The 22,551-nt window shown below is 43.0% G+C and carries 21 protein-coding genes; 15 read left to right on the top strand and 6 right to left on the bottom strand.

Features of this window, described 5'->3' with window-relative positions; all coding sequences use genetic code 11:
* The first annotated feature begins 20 nt into the window (after positions 1-20).
* From pta to ACMFL8_RS01320, 11 genes are all read left to right on the top strand, one after another.
* Positions 21-2,168, top strand: a complete 2,148-nt coding sequence (pta, locus tag ACMFL8_RS01370; RefSeq protein WP_413189889.1) for a phosphate acetyltransferase — start codon at positions 21-23, stop codon at positions 2,166-2,168.
* Between the two features lie 340 nt (positions 2,169-2,508).
* Positions 2,509-3,438, top strand: coding sequence for a nicotinate-nicotinamide nucleotide adenylyltransferase (locus ACMFL8_RS01365; protein ID WP_413189888.1), 930 nt, complete (start codon positions 2,509-2,511; stop codon positions 3,436-3,438).
* A 129-nt stretch (positions 3,439-3,567) separates the two neighbouring features.
* The gene (gene rsfS / locus ACMFL8_RS01360; RefSeq protein WP_010195955.1) at positions 3,568-3,981 is read left to right on the top strand and encodes a ribosome silencing factor; all 414 of its coding nucleotides are present in this window, start codon (positions 3,568-3,570) and stop codon (positions 3,979-3,981) included.
* 212 nt (positions 3,982-4,193) lie between these two features.
* A complete protein-coding gene (locus ACMFL8_RS01355; protein ID WP_413191356.1) occupies positions 4,194-4,964 on the top strand; it encodes an MOSC domain-containing protein in 771 nt (256 codons plus the stop codon).
* 45 nt (positions 4,965-5,009) lie between these two features.
* Positions 5,010-5,696 carry a hypothetical protein gene (locus ACMFL8_RS01350; protein WP_413189887.1) on the top strand — a complete coding sequence of 229 codons (687 nt, stop codon included), beginning with the start codon at positions 5,010-5,012 and terminating at the stop codon, positions 5,694-5,696.
* 16 nt (positions 5,697-5,712) lie between these two features.
* A complete protein-coding gene (locus tag ACMFL8_RS01345) occupies positions 5,713-6,213 on the top strand; it encodes a DUF2247 family protein (RefSeq protein WP_413189886.1) in 501 nt (166 codons plus the stop codon).
* A 57-nt stretch (positions 6,214-6,270) separates the two neighbouring features.
* Positions 6,271-7,146, top strand: coding sequence for an N-acetylmuramoyl-L-alanine amidase (locus tag ACMFL8_RS01340; protein WP_413189885.1), 876 nt, complete (start codon positions 6,271-6,273; stop codon positions 7,144-7,146).
* A gap of 44 nt (positions 7,147-7,190) precedes the next feature.
* Complete coding sequence (locus tag ACMFL8_RS01335) at positions 7,191-7,919, top strand: pyridoxine 5'-phosphate synthase (RefSeq protein WP_413189884.1); 729 nt, start codon at positions 7,191-7,193, stop codon at positions 7,917-7,919.
* Positions 7,920-8,153: 234 nt separating this feature from the next.
* Positions 8,154-9,344, top strand: a complete 1,191-nt coding sequence (gene kbl, locus ACMFL8_RS01330) for a glycine C-acetyltransferase (RefSeq protein ID WP_413189883.1) — start codon at positions 8,154-8,156, stop codon at positions 9,342-9,344.
* Between the two features lie 63 nt (positions 9,345-9,407).
* Positions 9,408-10,433, top strand: coding sequence for an L-threonine 3-dehydrogenase (gene tdh / locus ACMFL8_RS01325; protein WP_413189882.1), 1,026 nt, complete (start codon positions 9,408-9,410; stop codon positions 10,431-10,433).
* Between the two features lie 119 nt (positions 10,434-10,552).
* On the top strand, positions 10,553-10,729 hold the full coding sequence (locus ACMFL8_RS01320) for a hypothetical protein (RefSeq protein WP_413189881.1): 177 nt from the start codon (positions 10,553-10,555) through the stop codon (positions 10,727-10,729).
* A gap of 79 nt (positions 10,730-10,808) precedes the next feature.
* Here the strand turns inward: ACMFL8_RS01320 and ACMFL8_RS01315 are convergent, their stop codons facing one another.
* From ACMFL8_RS01315 to purL, 4 genes are all read right to left on the bottom strand, one after another.
* Positions 10,809-11,585, bottom strand: coding sequence for a hypothetical protein (locus ACMFL8_RS01315; RefSeq protein WP_413189880.1), 777 nt, complete (start codon positions 11,583-11,585; stop codon positions 10,809-10,811).
* 6 nt (positions 11,586-11,591) lie between these two features.
* Entirely contained in the window at positions 11,592-11,801 is a 210-nt protein-coding gene (locus ACMFL8_RS01310) for a hypothetical protein (protein WP_413189879.1), read from the bottom strand.
* Between the two features lie 181 nt (positions 11,802-11,982).
* Entirely contained in the window at positions 11,983-12,381 is a 399-nt protein-coding gene (locus ACMFL8_RS01305) for an ACT domain-containing protein (protein ID WP_413189878.1), read from the bottom strand.
* A 195-nt stretch (positions 12,382-12,576) separates the two neighbouring features.
* Positions 12,577-16,575, bottom strand: a complete 3,999-nt coding sequence (gene purL, locus ACMFL8_RS01300) for a phosphoribosylformylglycinamidine synthase (RefSeq protein WP_413189877.1) — start codon at positions 16,573-16,575, stop codon at positions 12,577-12,579.
* Between the two features lie 452 nt (positions 16,576-17,027).
* Between purL and ACMFL8_RS01295 the strand changes: the two genes are divergently transcribed.
* Positions 17,028-17,522 (top strand): pyridoxamine 5'-phosphate oxidase family protein, encoded by a 495-nt coding sequence (locus ACMFL8_RS01295; RefSeq protein WP_189583168.1) that lies wholly within the window; start codon positions 17,028-17,030, stop codon positions 17,520-17,522.
* 113 nt (positions 17,523-17,635) lie between these two features.
* On the opposite strand, the gene pgsA is transcribed toward ACMFL8_RS01295, so the two are convergent.
* Positions 17,636-18,316, bottom strand: a complete 681-nt coding sequence (gene pgsA, locus ACMFL8_RS01290) for a CDP-diacylglycerol--glycerol-3-phosphate 3-phosphatidyltransferase (protein ID WP_189583172.1) — start codon at positions 18,314-18,316, stop codon at positions 17,636-17,638.
* 791 nt (positions 18,317-19,107) lie between these two features.
* On the opposite strand from pgsA, the gene ACMFL8_RS01285 reads away from it, so the two are divergent.
* From ACMFL8_RS01285 to ACMFL8_RS01275, 3 genes are all read left to right on the top strand, one after another.
* On the top strand, positions 19,108-19,932 hold the full coding sequence (locus ACMFL8_RS01285) for a KilA-N domain-containing protein (RefSeq protein ID WP_413189876.1): 825 nt from the start codon (positions 19,108-19,110) through the stop codon (positions 19,930-19,932).
* Between the two features lie 338 nt (positions 19,933-20,270).
* Positions 20,271-20,531, top strand: a complete 261-nt coding sequence (locus ACMFL8_RS01280; protein ID WP_413189875.1) for a hypothetical protein — start codon at positions 20,271-20,273, stop codon at positions 20,529-20,531.
* A 27-nt stretch (positions 20,532-20,558) separates the two neighbouring features.
* Positions 20,559-21,068, top strand: a complete 510-nt coding sequence (locus ACMFL8_RS01275) for a hypothetical protein (protein WP_413189874.1) — start codon at positions 20,559-20,561, stop codon at positions 21,066-21,068.
* A 96-nt stretch (positions 21,069-21,164) separates the two neighbouring features.
* On the opposite strand, the gene ACMFL8_RS01270 is transcribed toward ACMFL8_RS01275, so the two are convergent.
* Entirely contained in the window at positions 21,165-22,331 is a 1,167-nt protein-coding gene (locus tag ACMFL8_RS01270) for an NAD(P)/FAD-dependent oxidoreductase (protein ID WP_413189873.1), read from the bottom strand.
* Positions 22,332-22,551 lie beyond the last annotated feature (220 nt).

Below are 22,551 nucleotides of genomic sequence, written 5' to 3'. Positions count from 1 at the left end.
AATAAATCGTAGGAAACCTTATGCAAACCATTTTACTTGTTCCCATCAGTCGCGGTATCGGTGTGACATCGGCTGCGCTTGGATTGATTCGCGCGTTTGACTATAACGGTATAAAAGCGGGCTTTATGAAGCCGTTTTTGCAAGATGACACCCTTGATAAACAACACAGCTTGGACAGCTCAAGTGCGTTGGCCATGCATGCCTTTGGTCTAAAGCCACCTCAATCTATCAGCCGTCAGCATGTCGAGCGCATGATCGGCGATGACAACCTTGATGATTTAATGGAAGAAGTCGTCGGCAATTATCATACGCTCGGCGATGATTATGATGTGGTCATTTGCGAAGGTTTGGTACCGACCACCGAGACCTCTTATGCCTCACAAATCAACCGAGCAATCGCTCATGCTTTGGATGCCAAGATTATATTTGTCAGTACCGCTGACATCAGCAAACCTGCCTATTTAGCAGACAAACTGGATGTGCACGCCCGTGAGTTCGGTGGTGTCATCGATTCGCGTACGTTAGGCGTGATTTTGATGCGTGTGCAAGATGTGCCCAACACTTTTGACAATCAACCTGTCGCACCTGGGGAAGCCGTCGTCAGCTTGGACCCGAACTTTATGCAAGAGGTTCAGCGCTTATCGCCTTCGTTCAATACCGAAGCGTTTCGCCTTATCGGTGTGGTACCCTTTAGTGACTCACTATCTGTGCCGCGTACATGGGATATTGCTACAGAGCTTGATGCCACATGGCTAAATGTTGGGGAAGCTAAAACACGTCGCATCAACCGTATCAGCCTAACGGCGCGCTCAGTGTCACGCGTCAATGAAGTCTTTAAGCGTGGCACCTTAATCGTGGTGCCGGGTGATCGTGATGACTTGCTGCTGGCCGCTGGATTGGCCTGTATCAATGGGATTCCACTGGCAGGCTTGGTATTGACTGGCGGTATCACACCCAGCCCGACGGTTACAGAGCTTTGGCATTCAGCGCTCAAAACTGGCATCCCTGTCATGAGTGTCGAAAGCGACAGCTATGAGACGGTACAGAGCCTTGTACACATGAGCTCTGAGATTCCAAGCGATGATATTGATCGCGCTGAAGAAGTGGCTCGTTATGTGGCTGCGCACTTGGATCTAAGCTGGATTAAGGAATACTTTAGCCGCAATCATGAGCCGCGCTTGTCACCTTCTGCATTTCGCCATCAGTTGGTCAAAAAATCCCAGCAAGCCAAAAAACGCATCGTGCTACCAGAAGGTTCTGAACCACGTACTGTAGAAGCTGCCTGCATCTGCCAAAGCCGTGGCATCGCTAACTGTGTACTGCTTGCCAAGCGTAGCGATGTCGAGCAAGTCGCCAAAAACCGTGATTTGACGCTGCCTGAAGGTCTAGAAATCATCGACCCTGACAGCCTCGACATGAGCAAATATATCGCCGCCATCGTTGAGCGCCGCAAGGGTAAAACATCCGAAGACGTCGCAGCCGAATACCTAAAGGACACCGTGTACTTGGGTACCATTATGCTTCAGTTAGATGAAGTCGACGGTCTGGTTTCAGGCGCGATTCATACAACTGCCAATACGGTACGCCCAGCATTTCAATTAATCAAAACCGCGCCGCAGTATTCCTTAGTATCGTCGGTCTTCTTTATGCTATTGCCTGAGCAAGTAGTGGTCTACGGTGACTGTGCGATCAACCCTGATCCCAATGCTGAAGAGCTGGCAGAGATTGCTATCCAGTCGGCACAATCTGCCGCTGCTTTTGGTATCGATCCAAAAGTCGCGATGATCAGCTACTCGACTGGCTCATCAGGCACAGGCGCGGATGTTGAAAAAGTCGCCCGTGCGACTCAAATCGTCCGCGAGCGTGCGCCAAACCTAAAAGTCGACGGCCCACTACAGTATGACGCGGCCTCTGTCATGAGTGTCGGCAAGCAAAAAGCACCGGACTCACCTGTCGCTGGACAAGCCAATGTCTTTATTTTCCCAGATCTTAATACGGGCAATACCACTTATAAAGCAGTACAACGTAGCGCCAACGTCATCAGTGTTGGGCCGATGCTACAAGGCTTGAATAAACCAGTAAACGATCTATCACGCGGTGCCTTGGTCGATGATATTATCTATACTATCGCGCTAACTGCTATCCAAGCCCATAGCGACTTAATTTAAGCCACTTGATTTAAGCGTCACACGGTTTTCTGATTAAAAGTTTACTGATTAGCAGTATATAACACCGCCGACTGTCACTATGATGGTCGGCTTTTTATTGCCATTTTAATGACAGACGCTCTGTTGCCCACTACAATAGCGCTATAGTCAGGTCAATATAAAAAAGAGACAGTGTGACTGATATAAATTTTTTGTAGCCTCTGTCTGCGTAGGCACAGCAAGCAAGCAAGAAAAATTTGTACCAGTCACGCATTATAATGTCGTGTATCTATTTTATTTAGTATCGTCTATTTTTAATCCATCATAACGTTTTCTTACCAACCATTTGACCCACTTATTTATGCCAAACCTTACCCATGACCGCCTTGCAGAAAATACTGCCCTTGCCATTCGTGCCTATTTGGGTGGCTCATTTGATCCGGTACACAAGGGTCATCTGCAAATGGCGATGTACGTCTACCAGCATTTATTGCCAATAGCGAAGCAGCAACAGCGCGCACTGCATGTGTCCTTATTGCCCAATGCCCGCTCGCCTTTTAAAAATGAAAGCACCAACCCTAAGCACCGTCTGGCAATGCTAAAACTCGCAACACTTAATACCCCATTACAGATTGATGAGCTGGAGCTGTGGCAAGCACCGCCCGTCTATACCATCGATAGCGTCCGCACGTTACAGCAGCGCTATCCGCATGACAGCTTGATATTTATTATGGGGATGGACAGTGCACGGAGCTTAGATAAATGGAAAGACGGACTCAGGCTGACGGATTATGTCGACCTCTGGGTTTTTAACCGTGGTGGCTTTTCTGACAGTGATAACAACCTTTTTGACATCAACAAACATCTTGCTGATAAAAAACCAGCGATGCAGACGTTAGCTAATCTAAAAACCCAGCTGCACGCCCAGTTACCTATTGAAATGCAAAATAAAACAACCGACTCTCCTGCTGAACTGGTCGCGCTATTTACACCTACACCCACGCAAACTCAAGCAGACAGTGGCGTCTTGAAAAATCCTCATCAAGGTCGCATTTATATAGACCCCCGTCCTATATCGGCCATATCGAGCACACAAATACGCCAGCAGTTACAACAACTGGGTAATCAACCAAATATAATGCCTTCAGCCGAAGCGCAAATCACATCTATCCCGTCAATAAATGATATCATTGGCAATACTGAATCCAATCCATTCGCTAAATGGCTAAATCCTGCTATTTATCAATATATTATTGCCCATCAGCTATATTCTGCTGCTCAATTCCGTTAAAATTGTCTTATCTTTGTTTTTTGCCTATTATATCTCTATACGTCACTGCCTCTATCTGGTCAGTGCGAGATGGCAAATTGACAATTAACCTATTTATTTTAATATTTACGATTCAAGAGATTAAATTTTATGACCAACACCATGACTGAAGAACGCTTAAAAGAATGCTTAACCGTTGTTGAAACTGCGCTAGACGATATGAAAGCGAAGAACATCACTGTAATGAATGTAGAAGATTTGACAGATGTGATGGAGCGCATCGTGATCGCTGACGGTACCTCTAAGCGCCATGTACGCGCAATGGCTGACAGCGTTGGTGCTGAAGCTAAGCAAGCGGGCTTTATGCCGCTTGGCCGTGAAGGCGGTATCGATTCTGACTGGACGTTGATCGATTTGGGCGCTGTTGTCGTCCATATGATGACGCCACAAGCTCGTGAGTTTTATGACTTAGAAGGCCTATGGTCATCACCTGAGCAGTTGGCTGAGCTGGTCGCCGTGCCACGTGAAAAGAAAACGGCCGGTCGTCGTAACAAAAACAAATAAGATTATTGAATGCAATGATCATGTAAAATTAAAAAGACCAGAATATCTATTCTGGTCTTTTTTTATGTAAAAATAAGCTGTTCTGTATCTAGGAGATGTTCTCGTAAATATTCTGAAAATGGTTCACGATTAGGCTAAGATATCAGCAACCAGTCAGCATTACTGCCTCAAAAAACAACCAACCATCAGAGCGGATTATGAGCACAGAACCGATGATATCTACGTTACCAGCAACGGCACAAAGCAAGCCAGACTTTAACCAAGACCTGCCACTACATATCGCTAACCTAACTTGCGTCCGTGCTGGCAAGTCCATGCCATTCGCGCGCGAAGAAATGAGCGCCATTGATAAAGTACCCATCAAAGCGCCTGTCGCGGTCAATTTCATGGGCCTCGCCACTGATGAGCAAGCCGATCGTAAACATCATGGTGGTCCGCTAAAAGCGGTGCATCAACTGGCACCTGCGACTTATGAAAAAATCAATACAGAGTTTGGCCTAAAGGTACGTGTCGGTACATTGGGCGAAAACCTCACGACCGAAGCTGTCAATGGCCTGCCTGAAATGACTGAGTCTACGGTTTGCATTGGTGACGTTTTTCAATATGGTGGACATTTTGAAAACGGACAAGATAATAGTAATAATGGTGATAGCGTCCAGCTACGCATCGTTCAACCGCGCCGCCCCTGCTACAAAATCAATGACCAAATCGGACAGTTTACCAAAGTGCCAAATATCGCAGCATGGGTCAGTAAACAAGGTATCTCTGGCTGGTACTTCCAAGTCGTTCGTGATGGCATTATAGATGCTGATTTACCAGTTTACTTGATAGAACGCCCTTATCCGTTTGCGACACTTGAGACACTGTGGCAATTGGCCAATTCTAAAGAGAAATACGATGCTAATGTGATTGAGCCATGGCTCGCGATTGAGTGTTTGGAAGAGAGTTGGAAAAAGGTGTTGGCTAAGAAGATTAAAGGTTAGAAAGATACGTTTAGTACAATCAAGGTGCTTCAAAGGATAAACTCAATGGCATTTTACCTAAAAGGTAGCGACCAAGAATACTTTAGTAAGTTTTGGGCGGAAGAAAGAAAATACCTCGACAAATTTGGTTGTAGATTATTAACTGTAGATGAAGCTAATACTCATTCATTTGATAATTTAGTGATAAAAGGCTGTAAAGGAATAGTAGGAAGCGATGCTATAAAGCCAAAACTATCGAACGATTACAACTACTTTTGTATTCCTTACGAGTTAGGAGAGACAATCGGAGGAGAGTTAGTACCTGAAACAATAATATCTCAATTAATAAATAATAATCTAGACGAACCTATTTTTATAGCATCAACTGATGCAAACTTTGGTTGCTTTGGTAAATGCCCTTATATAAATGAAGATATAATTTGGAGCTTTTTTTCATCTCACTTGAACACACCATTTGTAATCTTTGATAGCAAGAAAGAAGTATTTGCACTAATAGACTACGACTTACCTTTGCAAATCATCGGCTATAAAAATAATATCCTAGACAGCGAAAACTATATTGAAAACAAAGTCGGATACGACGGTTGGAGTACTGTGTTCAATCGTTATGCTCATTACACGAACATGCCATATATTCTCGATAATTATTATAAATTTCTCCTACCTAAAAAAGTGAGTGATATTTTAAACTCCATGACAGTACCTCATCTGCGTAGCTGCACTCAGGAATAGGGTTTTCTATACAATCATGAAAGACCTTAATATTCCCTTCTCTTTCTTACAAGAACATAGCGTTATTTTATCTGCAGAAGAAATCAGATTTTCTATAGGATATGAGTTAATCGATTTAAGAGAGTTAGCTGACATTGTTGATACGTCATTAGTTAAGTACCCTAATGATGAGAGCTTATTAGAATTGGCTCTTAATCTGCTGTTAGACAGTTTTTATATAGATACTGACATCAAACCTTTAAGTTTGATATTTAATGATGTAAGCATTGATCGGAACTCAGTGAGCAGTAAATGGAGATACATTCTCTTACTTTGGCTCTATGAAAATAAAGAAAATAGTAGTGTTGATTACGATAAAATCAATAAAATTTATGCTGACTTCGATTACCCTGTAGATATGGAAAGATTCATAAGTTATATGCCTACGCATGGTGATACTGAAAAGCTAGGCTATGACCATATCTTGCATAACTGGAAGGACTATTTAAATACTTATAGACATTTAATAGAATCTTAAAAATAATTCAATCTGAACTACCCTTTGGAAAGACATCATTCCTACACAGAGCATTTCATGGTAAAAAACATATTCTTAGCGTTTGGCCTAACACTGCCTTTAATTGGCTGCGTCACCACAACCTCTCCCGTCGCGACCACCAAGAGCTACATCGTAGATAGTAAAACCTATCAAGCCACTGGCAAAAGCGAACGCATCAAAACCATTGTGCTGCACTATACAGTGTCAGACAATGACCGATCTATCAAAACACTGACCACAGGCAAGGTCAGCGCACACTATCTAGTGTTAGATAATGACGATAATAAAATTTATAATCTAGTACCAGAAAATGAACGCGCTTGGCATGCAGGTGATGGCGGTTTTGCAGGACGAACGATATTAAACGATACTTCTATCGGTATAGAAATCGTCAATACAGGGATTGCACCTGAGTATCAAAATGCCCTAAAAGACGGCCAGCTGGCGTATCATCCTTATGACCATTATGTCGCCTTTAATGAGTGGCAGATTAAAAAGGTCGCGGAGCTGGTACAAGATATCACGGCGAGATATGGCATCTCACCAAAGAATATCATCGGTCATTCTGATATGGCACCCTCGCGCAAAATAGACCCCGGTGCCAAGTTCCCTTGGCAGCAGCTGTATAGGCAATATGGCATTGGCGCTTGGTATGATGACGCTGATAAGCTTGCTTTTATGGATGCAGAAACATTTGCAGCGGCTACAATACCTGAGGTTAAGCAGCAGTTTCGTGACTATGGCTACCAGATCGATAAGAATGATGAATGGGACAAAGCCAGTCGCGATGTCGTCTATGCGTTTCAGCTACACTTTCGACCTCTGAATCCAACGGGCGAAATAGATTTAGAAACTTATGCTATTTTAAAGGCATTGAATAAGAAGTATGCTGATACCAACGATTTTTATTAACCCTTTCATATCATCAATAATAAACGAGCTGTACAAGGAATTTTATGAGCACATTGTTTAGCGTAAATTTGAATAAATTGGCTTTGATCCGTAACTCTCGCGGTACTGACTACCCTAACCTATTATACTTTGTGAAAAAGCTGATTGATCTAGGCGTCAAAGGCTTTACCGTACACCCGAGACCCGATGAACGTCATATCAGATACCAAGATGTCTATGATATCAGTGCATTCTTAAAGGACTATCCAGAGATTGAGTTCAATATCGAAGGCAATCCAAATGAGCAGTTCTTAAAGATTATCCGTGAAGTAAAACCGCATCAATGTACGCTCGTGCCAGACAGTGACGATCAGCTGACCTCTGATCATGGCTTTGATATCATCAAACATCATGAATTTTTATCAATATTGAGCGAAGAGCTGGAAGCGTTTGGTACGCGCTGTGCGGTGTTCGTCGACCCTGATATCGAACAAATCAAAGCGGTCATCGAGAGTGATGTGCAGACGATCGAGATGTATACCGAAGAATGGGCGCGCGCTTATGACAGTGACAAATTCGATGAAGTACAGCAACGCTTTAGTGACTGTATCAACCTAGCCAATCAAAACGGTATCCGCGTCAATGCGGGTCATGATTTGAATTTGGATAATTTGGCTGATCTGCTCGCGCTTAGTGATATCGCTGAAGTGTCGATTGGTCATGCCTTTACGATTGAATCATTGGAACAAGGCATGGATAATGTCGTGCGTCAGTATTTAGCAATTTGTGGCTAGTCCATACTAATAAGCAAATAGTCTATTCACTTTACACTCGATGCGGTGATGCTGGGATATATTTTATGCAGCCTCTGTCAGCGTAGACACAGCAAGCAAGTAAAATTTATACCAGTAGCACGGCAATATTGGCGTATCAATTTTATTTTAAAATGACTACAGTTTGGTTCTATCAGCAGTCCTAATACCTGCATTATCAATACAAACGCTAATAATATTAAAAAAGGAATCTTTATGTATCAAGACTTTCAGAAACACTTACAACAAGAAATCAGTGATATACGTGCAGCGGGCCTGTATAAAAACGAGCGCGTGATCACCTCTCCGCAAGATGCACTCATCAAGATCGCCGATGGCCGTGAGATGCTTAACTTCTGTGCCAATAATTATCTTGGATTGTCTGACCATCCTGAGATTAAAAAGGCGGCGATCAAAGCCATCGAAAACTCAGGTTATGGCATGTCATCGGTGCGATTTATTTGTGGTACGCAAGATTTGCATAAGCAATTAGAAGCAGCGATTTCTAAGTTTTTTAATACCGAAGATACGATTCTTTATGCGGCCTGTTTCGATGCCAATGGCGGTGCCTTTGAGCCACTGCTAACCAGTGAAGATGCCATTATTTCTGATTCGTTAAATCATGCCTCAATCATCGACGGTGTACGCCTGTGTAAAGCTGCCCGTTATCGTTATGCTAATGCGGATATGCAAGATTTAGAAACGCAATTGCAAGCAGCGCAAGCACAGCGTTTTCGCTTAATTGTCACCGATGGTGTGTTTTCAATGGACGGTAATGTCGCGCCGATGGATGAGATTTATGCGTTGGCACAAAAATATGATGCCATGGTGATGATTGACGAGTCGCATTCAGCAGGCGTGGTCGGTCACACGGGTGGCGGCGTGACTGAATTGTTTGATCTACGTGGTGACATTGAGCTGATCACTGGTACCTTGGGCAAGGCATTTGGCGGTGCTATTGGCGGCTTTACGACCGGTAAAAAAGAAATCGTTGAGATGCTGCGTCAACGCTCACGCCCGTATCTGTTTTCCAACTCCATTCCTCCCATGGTGGCTGCCGCTGGGGTAAAAGCGTTTGAGATGCTATCGCAAGACAATACCTTACAAGACCAATTGCATGAAAATACCGCCTATTTTGTTAAAAAAATGCAAGATGCCGGCTTCGATATCAAGCCCACCGCATCAGCAATTTGTGCGGTCATGCTTTATGACGCCAATGTCTCTCAGCAAATGGCAGACGCACTGCTGAAAGAAGGCATTTATGTGATTGGCTTCTTTTACCCTGTCGTACCCAAAAACGAGGCTCGCATCCGTGTCCAGCTCTCTGCTGCCCATACTCGCGAGCAGCTAGACCAGTGTATCACCGCCTTTATCAAAGTCGCCAAGCAAATGAAGGTGATTGATTAAGCGTCGCTCGATATTTACCTAGATTCAACCATTAAGCACAACACAGCTAAATAAGAGAAAAGTATGAAAGCACTGGTTAAAGCCCATGCCAAAAAAGGCATCTGGATGCAAGATATGCCAGAACCTACGGTTGGCATCAATGACGTTAAAATTAAAATTAAGAAAACCGCCATTTGTGGTACAGATTTGCACATTTATAAATGGGATGAGTGGTCAGAAAGAACCATCAAGACGCCGATGATCATCGGACATGAATACGTCGGTGTCATTAGCGAAATGGGTGATGGCGTGAAGCACTTTGAAGTGGGTGATCGAGTCACTGGCGAAGGACATATCGCTTGTGGGCATTGCCGTAACTGCCGCCGTGGCAAGCTGCATGTGTGTGAAAACACCATCGGCGTGGGCGTCGACCGCGATGGCGCGTTTGCCGAATATTTGGTGATACCTGCCGATAATGTCATCAAACTCGATGAGCGTATCAGCGATGAGATGGCCGCTATTATGGACCCCTTTGGAAACGCTACTCATACTGCCCTTTCATTTCCTGTCCTTGGTGAGGATGTGCTGATTACGGGTGCAGGATTGATTGGTTCGATGGCAACAGCGATTTGCCGATTTGCCGGAGCACGTAATATTGTAGTCAGTGATATCAGCGATTATCGCCTAGAGCTTGCCAAAAAAATGGGCGCGACGATGACCATCAATCCAGCCAAAGGTGAAACCATCGAAGGCGCTATCGATCAATTAAAAATGCATGGCTTTGATATTGGGCTTGAGATGTCAGGCTCGCCTCAGGCCTTTGATTCGATGATTAGTAATATGTATAACGGCTCTAAAATTGCGCTCTTGGGCATTTTACCTAACACTACCACGGTGGATTGGAGCAAGATTATTTTTAAAGCGTTAACCCTAAAAGGCATTTATGGGCGCGAGATGTGGGAGACGTGGTATCAGATGGAGCAAATGCTGATTAGCGGTATTGATTTGTCGCCCATCATTACCCATCGCATGCACATTGATGACTTTCAAGAAGGCTTTGATATCATGGAAAGTGGGCAATGCGGTAAGGTGATTTTAAGCTGGGATTGATAACGTGGTGCATCAGTATTTGAGGAGTCGTGGTTAACTTTTAAATTATCACGACTGATAAAACGGCACTGATTTCAGTGCCGTTTTTTATATGGTAAAAATTATACGGGGGATAAATTATGGGCGATTCTGAAGCCTATAAACTTGAAAAGTATTTAGCAGAAAAAGCCAAGCAAGATCAGGAAAAAGAGCAGGAACCTGAGCCGCTCTCTGCCTATGATGCTTGCGTGCTAAAGGAAAGCGCTAAGATTCATGAGTTGATTGCGGAAGCAAGGAAGGGTTTGGAGGAGAAGTAGTTTTTAGATATAATTTCGGTATTTTACCAAAATAGTAACGTAAATCGCCTTGTTGAACTAGTATGAAAAGAAGTCCTGATTATGGTGTTTGAGATACATCAGTGGCCTCAAAATCTTCATAATAAAGGGGATCAAAGAGGGATATAGTTTCAATTTCGTCAACTCTAATAAGCATTTTCAGATCATCAACTTTATCGGAATTTACCTTATAGTTGGTATCTAGAAATTGATTTTTTTCATACATAGGCATGTAATTACAATTAGTGATCAGTGTGAGCGCATCCTTATCTCTATATCCACTTAGAAACGGAATGATCATGATATTCTCTAAATCCACATTATTAAATTGCTCACTTACTACAAAACCGATATACACTTTTCGAGATTTTAGAGAAACTTTAACGAAAGAATCTTTTTGCATAGCGTGAATAACTATATTGAGGACACCGTCTAAGCCCATAAGTGCCTTATAATCATCTTCTGAGGTATTTGGGTTTCTCTGTCCTTCGCAAATAATCCATGAAAAAAAAGCAACTACAATTGCATGAAAATAAATAGGATTTTCATCAAAAAACTCAATACTAAAGATTTTTTTATTTAACCACGCTATGATGCTGAAAGCAGAGTCGTAAATGCATAATGAAATGGCTTCTATAAACCAATTTACTATGTATAATAATATATAACCAAAAAAATAGATGAACATTCCACTTATCATAACGCCTATGCCATTAGAAGCTAAATAAACATAAGCTTCCCATCCAGCACTACGTCTAAGTTCATTTTTTTTAGTGGGCTTAGATGACGCCCCCATATATCCTAAAATTAAAATATATACTACTGCCAATAAACCCATGGTGCATCAACCAGCTTCGCCCTCAGTTTCAGATGCTTTTCTAGCTTCCATTCTTTTCAATGCTTGAATTTGCTTCGCCATCCCCTCTTGCACACTCTTGTTTTTATAATTCACACGCAAATTACCATACTCGTCGATAATCAGACGCTCATTAGTGTCTTTTTTACTATCTTTTTGGCTGATAAATATATTAAACGCTTTATTTACAATGCTCATTGCTATGTTCCTTATACAGAATAGAACTCGCTAATCTAGAATTCTATAGGGTAATGAGTAATTACCTTTATTACTTCATACTATACTAAACACATAGAGTCAGCAATTACTTCTCAGTATATGAATATTTTTCCTATACTTAAAAGATACTAACTATTATGAGCAATACTGTGCAGAAATTTTATATATTACTCAGCTCTTTTAACGCAGATAGCGCCTGCTCCGCCTTATCATCCGACACAAATATATGGTCATGATAATAGGCAGCGATCACATTGGCACTGATACCTTTTGAGGTCAGTTTGGTTGACACGGCTGCGGTTAGACCTACCGCTTCTAAACTTGAATGCACCGTCAAAGTGATTTGCCGAAACACGCCCTCGTACTGTAAACCTACTTCATCAGCATTGTCTTTTGTTAAAACCAAAGTCAACCCTTCTGTCTCCACAAACGTCGCGATTGGCGCTAGGTTTACGTATTCTGCTAGCTGCCCTGTGACAGTACAAAATACAAATAACTCATCAACCAGTGCGGGTTGCATCGAACTCAATAGCTCATTGATATCTGTAATTCCTGACATTTTCTTATTCCTTATTTTACTTAATGCTAGTTTTTGCTAACCGCAACTTTAGCATGTGTCTCATCACTTATACTCATGAAAATACGATATAAACGCTAGCCTTTATTTCTGAAAACTCAACTCTTGAACACAAAAAAGGTGAGCCTAAGCTCACCTTCTTATTTCAAAAAACAACTCAAACTGTATTGGCAAATATTAACGCAACCAAGCACGGGCGTTACGGAACATACGCATCCACGCACCGTCTTCGTCCCACTCTTCTGGTTTCCAGCTGTGGTTATAGGCTTTTAGGTTACGCTCAGGATGTGGCATCATGATAGTGACGCGACCGTCAGTGCTACACAGACCCGTGACACCGCCGACCGAACCATTTGGATTGAGCGGATACGTCTCAGTTGGATGACCTTGGCTATCGACATAACGCATCGCAAGCTGACCGTGTTTTGCCATACCGTCGATTTCGTTGTTATCTAGTGTGGCATAGCCTTCGCCATGCGCCACAGCGATTGGCAAGATGCTGTCTTGCATACCTTTGAACAGGATAGACTTGGTACGCTCGACTTTTACGTTGACCGTACGCGCTTCAAAACGAGCCGATTGGTTGGCGATGAAGCGTGGGAAGTTATCTGCACCTGGAATGAGGTCTTTTAACTGAGCCATCATCTGACAACCGTTACAGACACCTAGTGAGAAGGTATCAGGACGGGCAAAGAAGCGGACAAACTGCATACGTAACTCGTCATGGAACAAGATAGAGTTCGCCCAACCTGAACCAGCGCCGAGTACATCACCATAACTAAAGCCACCACAAGCGACCAGACCGTCGAAGTCACGTAGATTGATACGGCCACTCAGTAGATCGCTCATGTGTACATCGACCGCTTCAAAGCCAGCTTGCGTAAAGCCTGCTGCCATTTCCGTCTGACCGTTGACGCCTTGCTCACGCAAGATAGCAACTCTTGGTTTATTCTCACGACTGGCTAAATATGGTTCTTCAACTTTTTGATTGAGATCAAAGTTTGGTGCAGCGATTAGACCTTTATGGCTAGCATCAGCAATCAAGTCATACTCTTGCTGTACGCACGCTGGGTTATCACGGCGACGCGCGATTTGATAGCTGACCTGAGTCCACGCTTGCTGTAATTCAGTACGGCTAAAGCTGAGAGTGTCATTACCTATGAGCGTTGGCGTTTGGATAAGCAGACTGTCTTCTTCCGAGCTTTGACCTACGAGGCTAAGCATATCAGCAACGTTAAACTCTTCTGCCAATTGCATGAGAGCAGCGACGTTTTCTGGTAATACTTGGATGACTGCACCCAGCTCTTCACTGAACAGCTGACCGAGTAGATTATCATCAGTCAATGCCAGCTTGATACCTTGACGACTAGTAAATTGCATCTCTGCAATGGTCGCAAGCAAACCACCATCACCGATATCATGATAGGCGCTGATGACGCCTTGCGCGTTACCCGCTTGGACAAAGTTAAAGAAATCGACCAAGTCGCTTGGCTGCGCTAAATCTGGGCAATCGTTACCCAATTGGCTCAGCGTTTGCGCAAGGATAGAGCCGCCTAAACGTAGCTTGCCTTTAGACAAGTCAATACGGTAGAACGCACTGTCGCCATTGATTAGCTCAGGGGTTAGCGTTTTTGCCACGTCAACCACAGGAGCAAATGCCGTAATCACCAAGCTCATTGGAGATACAACTGATTTCTCTTTGCTGTCGCCATTGTCGTTGTCAGTCCAGTTAGCACGCATAGATAGCGAGTCTTTACCAACTGGGATAGCGATACCCAATGCTGGGCACAGCTCTTCACCGACGGTATATACAGCGTCAAACAAAGCTGCGTCTTCTGCATCATCACCACAGGCGGCCATCCAGTTCGCTGACATCGTGATATCAGACAACTGAGCAATGCGCGCACCAGCGATGTTAGTAATAGCCTCGCCAATTGCAAGGCGTGCTGACGCTTGAGGGCTGATTAGGGCAACTGGTGTACGCTCACCGATACTCATTGCTTCACCGCTCATCACCTGACCATCTAGTGCAATCAAGCCTGACGCTGTCACCGCACAATCCGATACTGGCACTTGATAGCGACCAACATACTGATCGCGCACGACCATACCAGTGATAGAGCGGTCACCAATGCTGATCAAGAATGATTTGCTAGCGACGGTTGGATGACGCAAGACGTCTTTGATAGACTCAGCTAAATTAACATCGCCAAGCTCTAGTGCAGGTAAACTGGTTTCATGACGCTCAAAGCTACGCTTCATCTTCGGCGTGCCACCTAGCAATACTTGCATCGGCATATCGACAGGCTGCTCAGCGAGCAATGTATCATCAACGACTAGCTGACGCACATCCGTGGCTGATCCTAAGATGGCATACGGGCAACGCTCACGCGCGCAGATGGCATCGAATTGGGCTTCGCTTTCTGGGCGAATCGCGAGGACATAACGCTCTTGCGCTTCATTTGACCAGATGGCCATTGGTGACATGCCAGCTTCTAACGATGGAATTTTACGCAGGTTTAGTACCGCGCCCATCTCATGGTCATTGACCAATTCTGGCATTGCATTAGAGATACCGCCCGCGCCCACATCATGCAATGACACGATAGGGTTGCCGTCTTTGCCATTATTGCTGGCATCGACATCACTACCGGCTAGTGCCCAGCAGCGATCCATCACTTCTTGGCAACGACGCTCCATCTCAGCATTATCGCGCTGAACTGAGGCAAAGTCTAAGCCTTCATCAAGTGAGCCACTATCAACTGAAGACGCTGCACCACCGCCCAGACCAATCTGCATGGCAGGGCCACCAAGGACGATTAATAAATCACCTTGTTGAATGGCGTTTTTTTCAATGAGGTTGCGTTTGATATTGCCATAACCACCTGCCAGCATGATTGGCTTATGATAGCCGCGCATTTCGCTGCCGTCTTTTGCCGCTGACGTATCCAACTGGAAACTACGGAAATAACCGCATAGATTAGGACGACCAAACTCGTTTGAAAAGTTGGCTGAACCGAGTGGCGCTTCTGTCATGATTTCAAGGCTGGTTGCCATACGATCTGGCGTGCCATAAGCCTGAGTACTCAACTGACCTGATTGCTCCCATTTCTCAGCAAGCTCTGGGATATGTAGGTGTGATACGTGAAAACCCGTCAGACCTGCTTTTGGCTTACCGCCACGACCTGTTGCGCCTTCATCACGAATCTCACCACCCGCACCTGTCGCTGCACCCGCATACGGCGCGATAGCCGTTGGATGGTTATGCGTTTCGACTTTCATCAGAATATCGATTTCTTCTTGATGGAAGTCATAAGGATGGGCAGAGTTTGCGTCCATCGCGTCAGTCGGAATCGGGTAGAAACGCATACCTTCAGACCCTGCCATCACCGCAGCGTTGTCTTTATAGGCAGATAAGATACCTTGTGGATTAGACTGGTAAGTATTTTTAATCATTTGGAACAGTGACTTTGGCTGAACGTCACCATCTACTGTCCACTCAGCGTTAAAAATCTTATGACGGCAATGCTCTGAGTTTGCCTGTGCAAACATCATTAGCTCAACGTCAGTTGGGTTGCGTTTCAACTCATTGACGTACGCATTCATCAGATAGTCGATATCTTCACTTGATAACGCAAAGCCGAACTCGGTATTGGCCGATTCTAGTGCTGACTGACCTTGTCCGATGACGTCAATATGATTCAATGATGCTGGCTGCTCATCATCAAACAATTTGTTCAAATCATTCAAATCATAAACCAAGCTCTGCGTCATACGGTCAAACAACAACTGCTCAGCGTCTACTGGTAGTTTTTCGCCTGCGTCACCATCAATTGTTAACGTATAAACAACCACACGCTCAACACGGTTGAGCTCGATTTCACAGTTGTTGAAGATATCAGTCGCTTTACTTGCCCATGGCGAAATCGTGCCAAAACGTGGACCAACGATGACTTGTAATTGATTGTCCTGCGGGTCAGCGAGCACTGTCGCACTGTCAACAGCGAGTAGGTCTAACGCCTTTTTATGTTCATCACCTTCGAGCTTGCGTGATAGCACATACACTTGCTGGGTACTTATTTGACTGACATTGAGCTCGGTTTTTTGCTGAAACTGACTGATGAGTTGCTGCGTCTGAAAATCGGTAAGAAACGGTTGTCCGGCGATGGTCATCATAAAGGCATAATCCGTAAGATCAAGGCATCTCTGCCATGCTAAGTAAATGGTCTGCGTATTATAACAAGAAGCCCTGTAATAAGCAGGTCTAAACCAAGATAAATTGCCGATAAGTTGCGCTCTGTTGCTATCAGATATTTGCAGAATAGCGGGCTTACGCTAAGGCCTAATCGCTATTCTTTTAACTTTGTACTGGATAATCAGACAGCAAAAATACACAGCGTCACAATTTTTACCTAACCCTCATACTCCTTACAAACACTCACATCGCATTACTGGTCGCCTATATAAATGTATGGGTACAACTCGGTATTCTAGTTCCAGTTGTTAGGACAATGATTGTTTTCACCATGTCGAAAGCATCTAGCCAGAATAAAAATTACTAATATATAAACAACCAATTGTTTAATCACTATTATTATTTAATCACTATAAAGAAAAGGAAATCAACTATGAGTAGACAAGACCATATCGATAAAGTACAAGCTTTGGTAAAAGAAGTGAAATTTGCCATGATGACGACTCGCACTCACGAAGGCCATTTACATGCCTGCCCAATGACAACGAGCGAGACGAGCATTGGCGCAAAAGAGATTTGGTTCATTGGTGATAAAAGCACTGAAACCGTCAGCGATATCCAAAAAGACCCACAAGTGAACTTGGCCTATGTCAGCCAAGATGCAAAAGACTATGTGTCAATCAACGGTAAAGCAGAGTTGGTAGAAGACCAAGAGAAACTCGATGAGCTATGGTCACCAATTTACAATGCATTCTATGAGCAAGGCAAAGAAGATCCAAACGTCCAGCTAATCAAAGTCGTACCACATGGTGCCGAATACTGGCTCAGCGGTAGTTCAGTCGTCAATATGTTTAAGATGACAACTGCTGCAGTAATGGACGGTAAAAAAGCGACTAACTTGGGTGAAAACAACTCAGTGACGCTATAAGAAATAGTTACTTAAAAGAAAATAGCAATAGCAAAAACAAAAACGCCAGTGGCTAATGCGACTGGCGTTTTTTGTTGTCTAACATTTATGTTTTTGATACTAAGGTTATGAACTTAACCGCTTTGCTTAAGGTATGGCCAAGCAGCTTTTAAATAAATCATCATAGACCACAACGTCAGTATCACAGCAGCGACCATCAATACATAGCCAATCATTTCGAGCGATTCCCAGTTGAGCAGTAACACCGTGATAGCCACCATCTGAAAGGTCGTTTTTAGCTTGCCGACATAGGACACGGCGACACTGGTACTTTTACCCAATTCCGCCATCCACTCACGCAGCGCTGATACCGCGATTTCACGCGAGATAATCACAATCGCTGCTATCGCCATAATGATGTTGGGATGCCACTGAACCAATATAATCAACGCAGCGGCGACCATGAGCTTGTCCGCAACAGGATCTAAAAAACGCCCAAACGCCGACATAACATTGAGCTTCCGCGCAAAGTAGCCATCCAACCAGTCGGTAATCGCCGCGATGATAAACACACCAGTCAGTAACAAGTGCCGCAATAAGCTGTCGCTGAATTCACTCATGCCAACTCGGGCAATCACATTATCTGAAATGGCTGGCATCCCGATACCCATGGCTGGTGGCCAATAGGCAATCGCCACAAACAGCGGAATCATTAGGATACGCGCGATAGTAAGGTTATTGGGCAAGTTAAAAATACTTTTGGTATTTTGCGTACTTGACGGCTCCTGCGTATGCACTTGCGTATTCTCAGTCATGGCAAACCCAGTTTAGTAGAGACATAATAATGGCGGATAGCTTAGCATTTTTCCAGCACGTCGTCATGCCATCTCTTGATGTATTGTTTTAATGCTCGTACTCAAAGACAGCCATTACTTTTATCTCAATACATCAATCTTGACTATCCACTGCTGAAATAGTGATAGCGCTGTCTATTTTATAACACAATCACACGTCGTAAACACCTGCAATTTGCTAAACCAAATTCCTCGTTCAGCAATAATTGCTCAACGCATAGCAAGGGATGAGAATACTGAGAAACGTAATGTCATGTAACTGAAATAACCAAATGAGAATTATTTGCGCTATGATAGCGAAGGTAATAAAACAGTTGTACACTTAAAGTTGTAAGCAAATATATGCGCCCATTGAATTCTCCATTATTACCCTAATCTTAGTTAAACAATAGCAAAGAAAACCAATAATAATAAGTTATCATCACTGCCCTGTAGTCAATCTACACGATCAGTTTTCCTCAGCCCACAGCACCTCCTCTGTGGGCTCTTTTTTTGCCTATAAATTCTTGATTTACATATATTTTATATTACAATATATCGAATCGACCACCATCTGCTCGAAATTTTGATGACATAACCACAAAATAATATATTGTCCTGCTAGTGAGACATTCTTTCAGATTATACAATTAGCCAATATTGAAAATGACTCACATTATAGTATCTACAAATCTGCTACTATCACGATTATTAGATACCATCTCTGTAACTAAAGCTCAATTACCTATCTCTCTTTTCTAAAGGAAATAACAATGAGTAAAAATAATAGGAAAATTACGGTCAACAATATTGAGGTTGCTGTTTCTACTATAAATGACGAGGATTTTATTAGCCTTACGGATATGGTCAAAGGTTTTGAAGGTGGCTTATCACTTATAGAAGCATGGCTGCGTAACAAAAATACGTTGGATTTTCTAGGTGCTTGGGAACGTATAAACAATATGGATTTTAATTCCCCCGAATTCGAGGGAATTAGAAATGAGGCAGGTTCAAACCGTTTCTCAATGTCTGCAAAGCGCTGGATTGGTTTAACTAATGCCATTGGGTTAAAAGCAAAAGCTGGGCGTTACGGCGGTACTTATGCTCACAAAGATATTGCATTTGAGTTCGGAGCTTGGCTCAGTCCTGAATTCAAACTGTACCTTATTAAAGAGTTTCAAAGACTAAAAGAACAAGAAGCACAGTTTCAATCTGTAGAGTGGCAAGCCCATCGTGAACTAGCAAAGATTAATTACCGATTGCAAACTGATGCAATCCAACAGAATTTGCTATTTGGTATAAATAAAGATGACCACTGGAGACTATATACCTCTGAGGCTGATATGCTTAACGTGATAGTTTATGGCAAGACTGCTTCAAAATGGAAATCTGAAAACCCTGATAAAGATGGCAATCAAAGGGATCACGCATCTTACCTACAAAATGCAATCATCGCTAACTTAGAATTTTTGAACACTAGCCTTATCCATAAAGGGATGGAGCTAGGCGAAAGAATGGATATCTTAAAAGAACAAGCTGAACAAATGAAAAATGTACTCGGTAGTAGCCCCACAATTAAAAGACTTGATAAGAAATAGATCAAACAAGCCCACCTATCATTTACTTGATTGAATTTTGAGTTTCAACATTTCTCAACATGCCAGCCTATGATACCTGTCCGAAAAGTCAGTTGTGACATAAATAGATGTGAGCAAATTTGCGTGCATGAAGCTGCAGCTAACCTTGTATTAGGTTGCGACAGCTGGCAAGTAACGTTGCTTAGATTTTAAGTCTCACTAAAAATTTTATCGCCTGCTTGTCTAGCTTTCCCCAATATACGCAAAACTTATGAATATAATTTCTAAACAGTTGCCGAAAATTTACCAATCGTTTACAGTTAGGTAAGGCTAACTGTAAACATATTAAAGGAATAAAAATGAAATTGACCGCCCTTATCGTAGCGGCTGCTATGAGCACTTCAGCAATGGCTGCTAGTACGTACGAAATTGAAGCTATAAACAATAGAGAAGACAAGCTTGTAATAAATTCAGAGGTATTTGAGGCACAGACTTATTGCTATGGATTTGATGAAGGAGATGAAGTTATTTTCATTGAAGGGGATGCAAACGCAGTCTGTGCTTCAGCAGAGATCTTAAATACTAAAAACAAGAATACTTGTCGTCTTTGGTGCCCATAAATACTGTATTCAAATTGAGGATGGGCTATGAAAAAACTGTTAATCGCTTTTCTAATTTTACCAACTATATCTAATGCGGTTAATTGGATTGATTTAGGTAAATCTGAAAACAGGCAAGGGCAGTCATTTCTTGATTACGATTCCGTTAAAAGACAAGACATTAGAGTGATAGGAAGTAGGAATTTCAACTCACTACAGGATAAACCTAAATATATCTCAGCTATATTTCAATCTACATACATCAACAACAACCCATTACGAAAGAAAGGTCTTTATTATTCGAAACAACAATGGTTCATATCATGTGAAGACCAGAATTACTTTATCAACGCTCGTATAGATTATGGCTTTAAGGATGAGGTAATAAGTAGCTGGCAGTCACCTAAAAGAGGGTTGTTAGAATCTGATTTTTCTTACGCATTTCCCGAAACTGTTGGTGGTTATAATATCGAGCAAGCATGTAATTCCATATTACTGAAAGAGCTAGACAGCACTGAAAATTATGAAGAGTACTTAAGAAATTACGCTGACCTTTAATCAGGATATAACTTAGCAAAGGATTTCACTCCTTTAAACTCACTCTTAGCTAAATTGAGCCAATGGTCCTGTAGATGCCAAAGTCGCATGGATACATCAACGAGAAATAATTGCCTGAACCGTTTCTACTGCCATTTGATAGCAACTTTCTATATTGCCCTGTCCGCACCAGTCACCACTGACAATCCATTGATGTTGTGGATCAACCAAGATACCCAGTGCCTCGTTATCATCGACAGTCGTTGCTGCATAACGCCAGCGATGGCAGTCTACTTGGCTTGGAGCACTATCTTTGTCCCAGTTTAGGGCTTGCTGCGCGGCTTGCAATAACTGCTCTGTTATTGTGTCGATGTCGTCATCAACGTGTATCTCTGACCAGTCGTTACGCGCATGAATGGTGACACTGGGCAGCAAATCATTATGAGCAGGCTTTTGATGCTCGATAAATATTCTGTCTAATGGTGAATCATTTACGTAAGCCACGTCCCATCTTGATGGTGTTTGACTGGTCAATGTTGCAGGTAATGATTGCACCTCACCCCAGCCTAACATTAAGGTATAACATGCCTGCATCTTTGGCTTGGTGATGTTGGCTGACTCCGTAAAACCGCTCTCTGCCATCAGCTCTAGCGCTTGACCATTTGGCGCGGTACAAATCACCCAATCAAAGCAGCCCAGGCTATTGCCAGACTCATCGAAAAGCTCAGTCTTGTCATCAGTTTGGTTTTGGGGATATTGCGCAAAGGGTGCGACGCGAGTTTTGAATTTTATATTGGTATGTTGCAAATCTTCGGCTAATGCGCGCCCCCAACTTGTCATTTTTGGCGTACTGATGTAGCGAGCTTGCGTCGTATTCCATTGATCTTTGTGCTGTATATCAGATGACTCAGTATTGCCATTAGCGGGTGTTAACGCAACCACTTCGGCACACCACGGTTGTAACAAATCAGTCTCAAGCCAAGGTGCAATAAACTGCTGAAAGCTAGGCGTTTTTGCGGTAAAAAACTGCGCCCCAAATGCCCATTGCCAATTTTTACCAGTTTGACTATCGGTACGATAACGGGTGGCTAAGCGCCCTACACTGCGTGACTTTTCAAAAACGGTTATTTGCGGTATAGAGGATTGGTCTGTGCTTTGAATGTCTGTGCTTTGAATAAAGGTACGCTCTAGTAATGTGGCGGTCAACAATCCTGTCAAACCACCACCGATAATGGCTATTTTTGGGAGAGATTCATCAGTTGAGAGTAAAGTGTGATCAGTCATAATGACAGTAGACCTTATAAATTATTTGATAAAAAAAGACTTATATTCAAAATATCCCAAAACTAGTCAAAATACCCCAAGAACGCTACGATACTGCTGATATCAATTTTTTGTAGCCTCTGTCTGCTCAGGCACAGCAAGCAAGAAAAATTGATATCAGCAGTGCCTGATGTATCGATATTACTTTGCACTGACTATATAACAATGGCAGGGATATTTT

Origin of the sequence: Psychrobacter sp. AT9, assembly GCF_047272965.1 — a bacterium.
Classification (GTDB): domain Bacteria; phylum Pseudomonadota; class Gammaproteobacteria; order Pseudomonadales; family Moraxellaceae; genus Psychrobacter; species Psychrobacter glaciei.
Note: the sequence above shows the minus strand (reverse complement) of the source record. Positions and strands in the feature narration are given on the sequence as shown.

Excerpts from the sequence above, each read along its gene's own strand:
- pta (WP_413189889.1), top strand. The coding sequence starts at position 21 with ATGCAAACCATTTTACTTGTTCCCATCAGTCGCGGTATCGGTGTGACA.
- ACMFL8_RS01365 (WP_413189888.1), top strand. The coding sequence starts at position 2,509 with ATGCCAAACCTTACCCATGACCGCCTTGCAGAAAATACTGCCCTTGCC.
- rsfS (WP_010195955.1), top strand. The coding sequence starts at position 3,568 with ATGACCAACACCATGACTGAAGAACGCTTAAAAGAATGCTTAACCGTT.
- ACMFL8_RS01355 (WP_413191356.1), top strand. The coding sequence starts at position 4,194 with ATGATATCTACGTTACCAGCAACGGCACAAAGCAAGCCAGACTTTAAC.
- ACMFL8_RS01350 (WP_413189887.1), top strand. The coding sequence starts at position 5,010 with ATGGCATTTTACCTAAAAGGTAGCGACCAAGAATACTTTAGTAAGTTT.
- ACMFL8_RS01345 (WP_413189886.1), top strand. The coding sequence starts at position 5,713 with ATGAAAGACCTTAATATTCCCTTCTCTTTCTTACAAGAACATAGCGTT.
- ACMFL8_RS01340 (WP_413189885.1), top strand. The coding sequence starts at position 6,271 with ATGGTAAAAAACATATTCTTAGCGTTTGGCCTAACACTGCCTTTAATT.
- ACMFL8_RS01335 (WP_413189884.1), top strand. The coding sequence starts at position 7,191 with ATGAGCACATTGTTTAGCGTAAATTTGAATAAATTGGCTTTGATCCGT.
- kbl (WP_413189883.1), top strand. The coding sequence starts at position 8,154 with ATGTATCAAGACTTTCAGAAACACTTACAACAAGAAATCAGTGATATA.
- tdh (WP_413189882.1), top strand. The coding sequence starts at position 9,408 with ATGAAAGCACTGGTTAAAGCCCATGCCAAAAAAGGCATCTGGATGCAA.
- ACMFL8_RS01320 (WP_413189881.1), top strand. The coding sequence starts at position 10,553 with ATGGGCGATTCTGAAGCCTATAAACTTGAAAAGTATTTAGCAGAAAAA.
- ACMFL8_RS01315 (WP_413189880.1), bottom strand. The coding sequence starts at position 11,585 with ATGGGTTTATTGGCAGTAGTATATATTTTAATTTTAGGATATATGGGG.
- ACMFL8_RS01310 (WP_413189879.1), bottom strand. The coding sequence starts at position 11,801 with ATGAGCATTGTAAATAAAGCGTTTAATATATTTATCAGCCAAAAAGAT.
- ACMFL8_RS01305 (WP_413189878.1), bottom strand. The coding sequence starts at position 12,381 with ATGTCAGGAATTACAGATATCAATGAGCTATTGAGTTCGATGCAACCC.
- purL (WP_413189877.1), bottom strand. The coding sequence starts at position 16,575 with ATGATGACCATCGCCGGACAACCGTTTCTTACCGATTTTCAGACGCAG.
- ACMFL8_RS01295 (WP_189583168.1), top strand. The coding sequence starts at position 17,028 with ATGAGTAGACAAGACCATATCGATAAAGTACAAGCTTTGGTAAAAGAA.
- pgsA (WP_189583172.1), bottom strand. The coding sequence starts at position 18,316 with ATGACTGAGAATACGCAAGTGCATACGCAGGAGCCGTCAAGTACGCAA.
- ACMFL8_RS01285 (WP_413189876.1), top strand. The coding sequence starts at position 19,108 with ATGAGTAAAAATAATAGGAAAATTACGGTCAACAATATTGAGGTTGCT.
- ACMFL8_RS01280 (WP_413189875.1), top strand. The coding sequence starts at position 20,271 with ATGAAATTGACCGCCCTTATCGTAGCGGCTGCTATGAGCACTTCAGCA.
- ACMFL8_RS01275 (WP_413189874.1), top strand. The coding sequence starts at position 20,559 with ATGAAAAAACTGTTAATCGCTTTTCTAATTTTACCAACTATATCTAAT.
- ACMFL8_RS01270 (WP_413189873.1), bottom strand. The coding sequence starts at position 22,331 with ATGACTGATCACACTTTACTCTCAACTGATGAATCTCTCCCAAAAATA.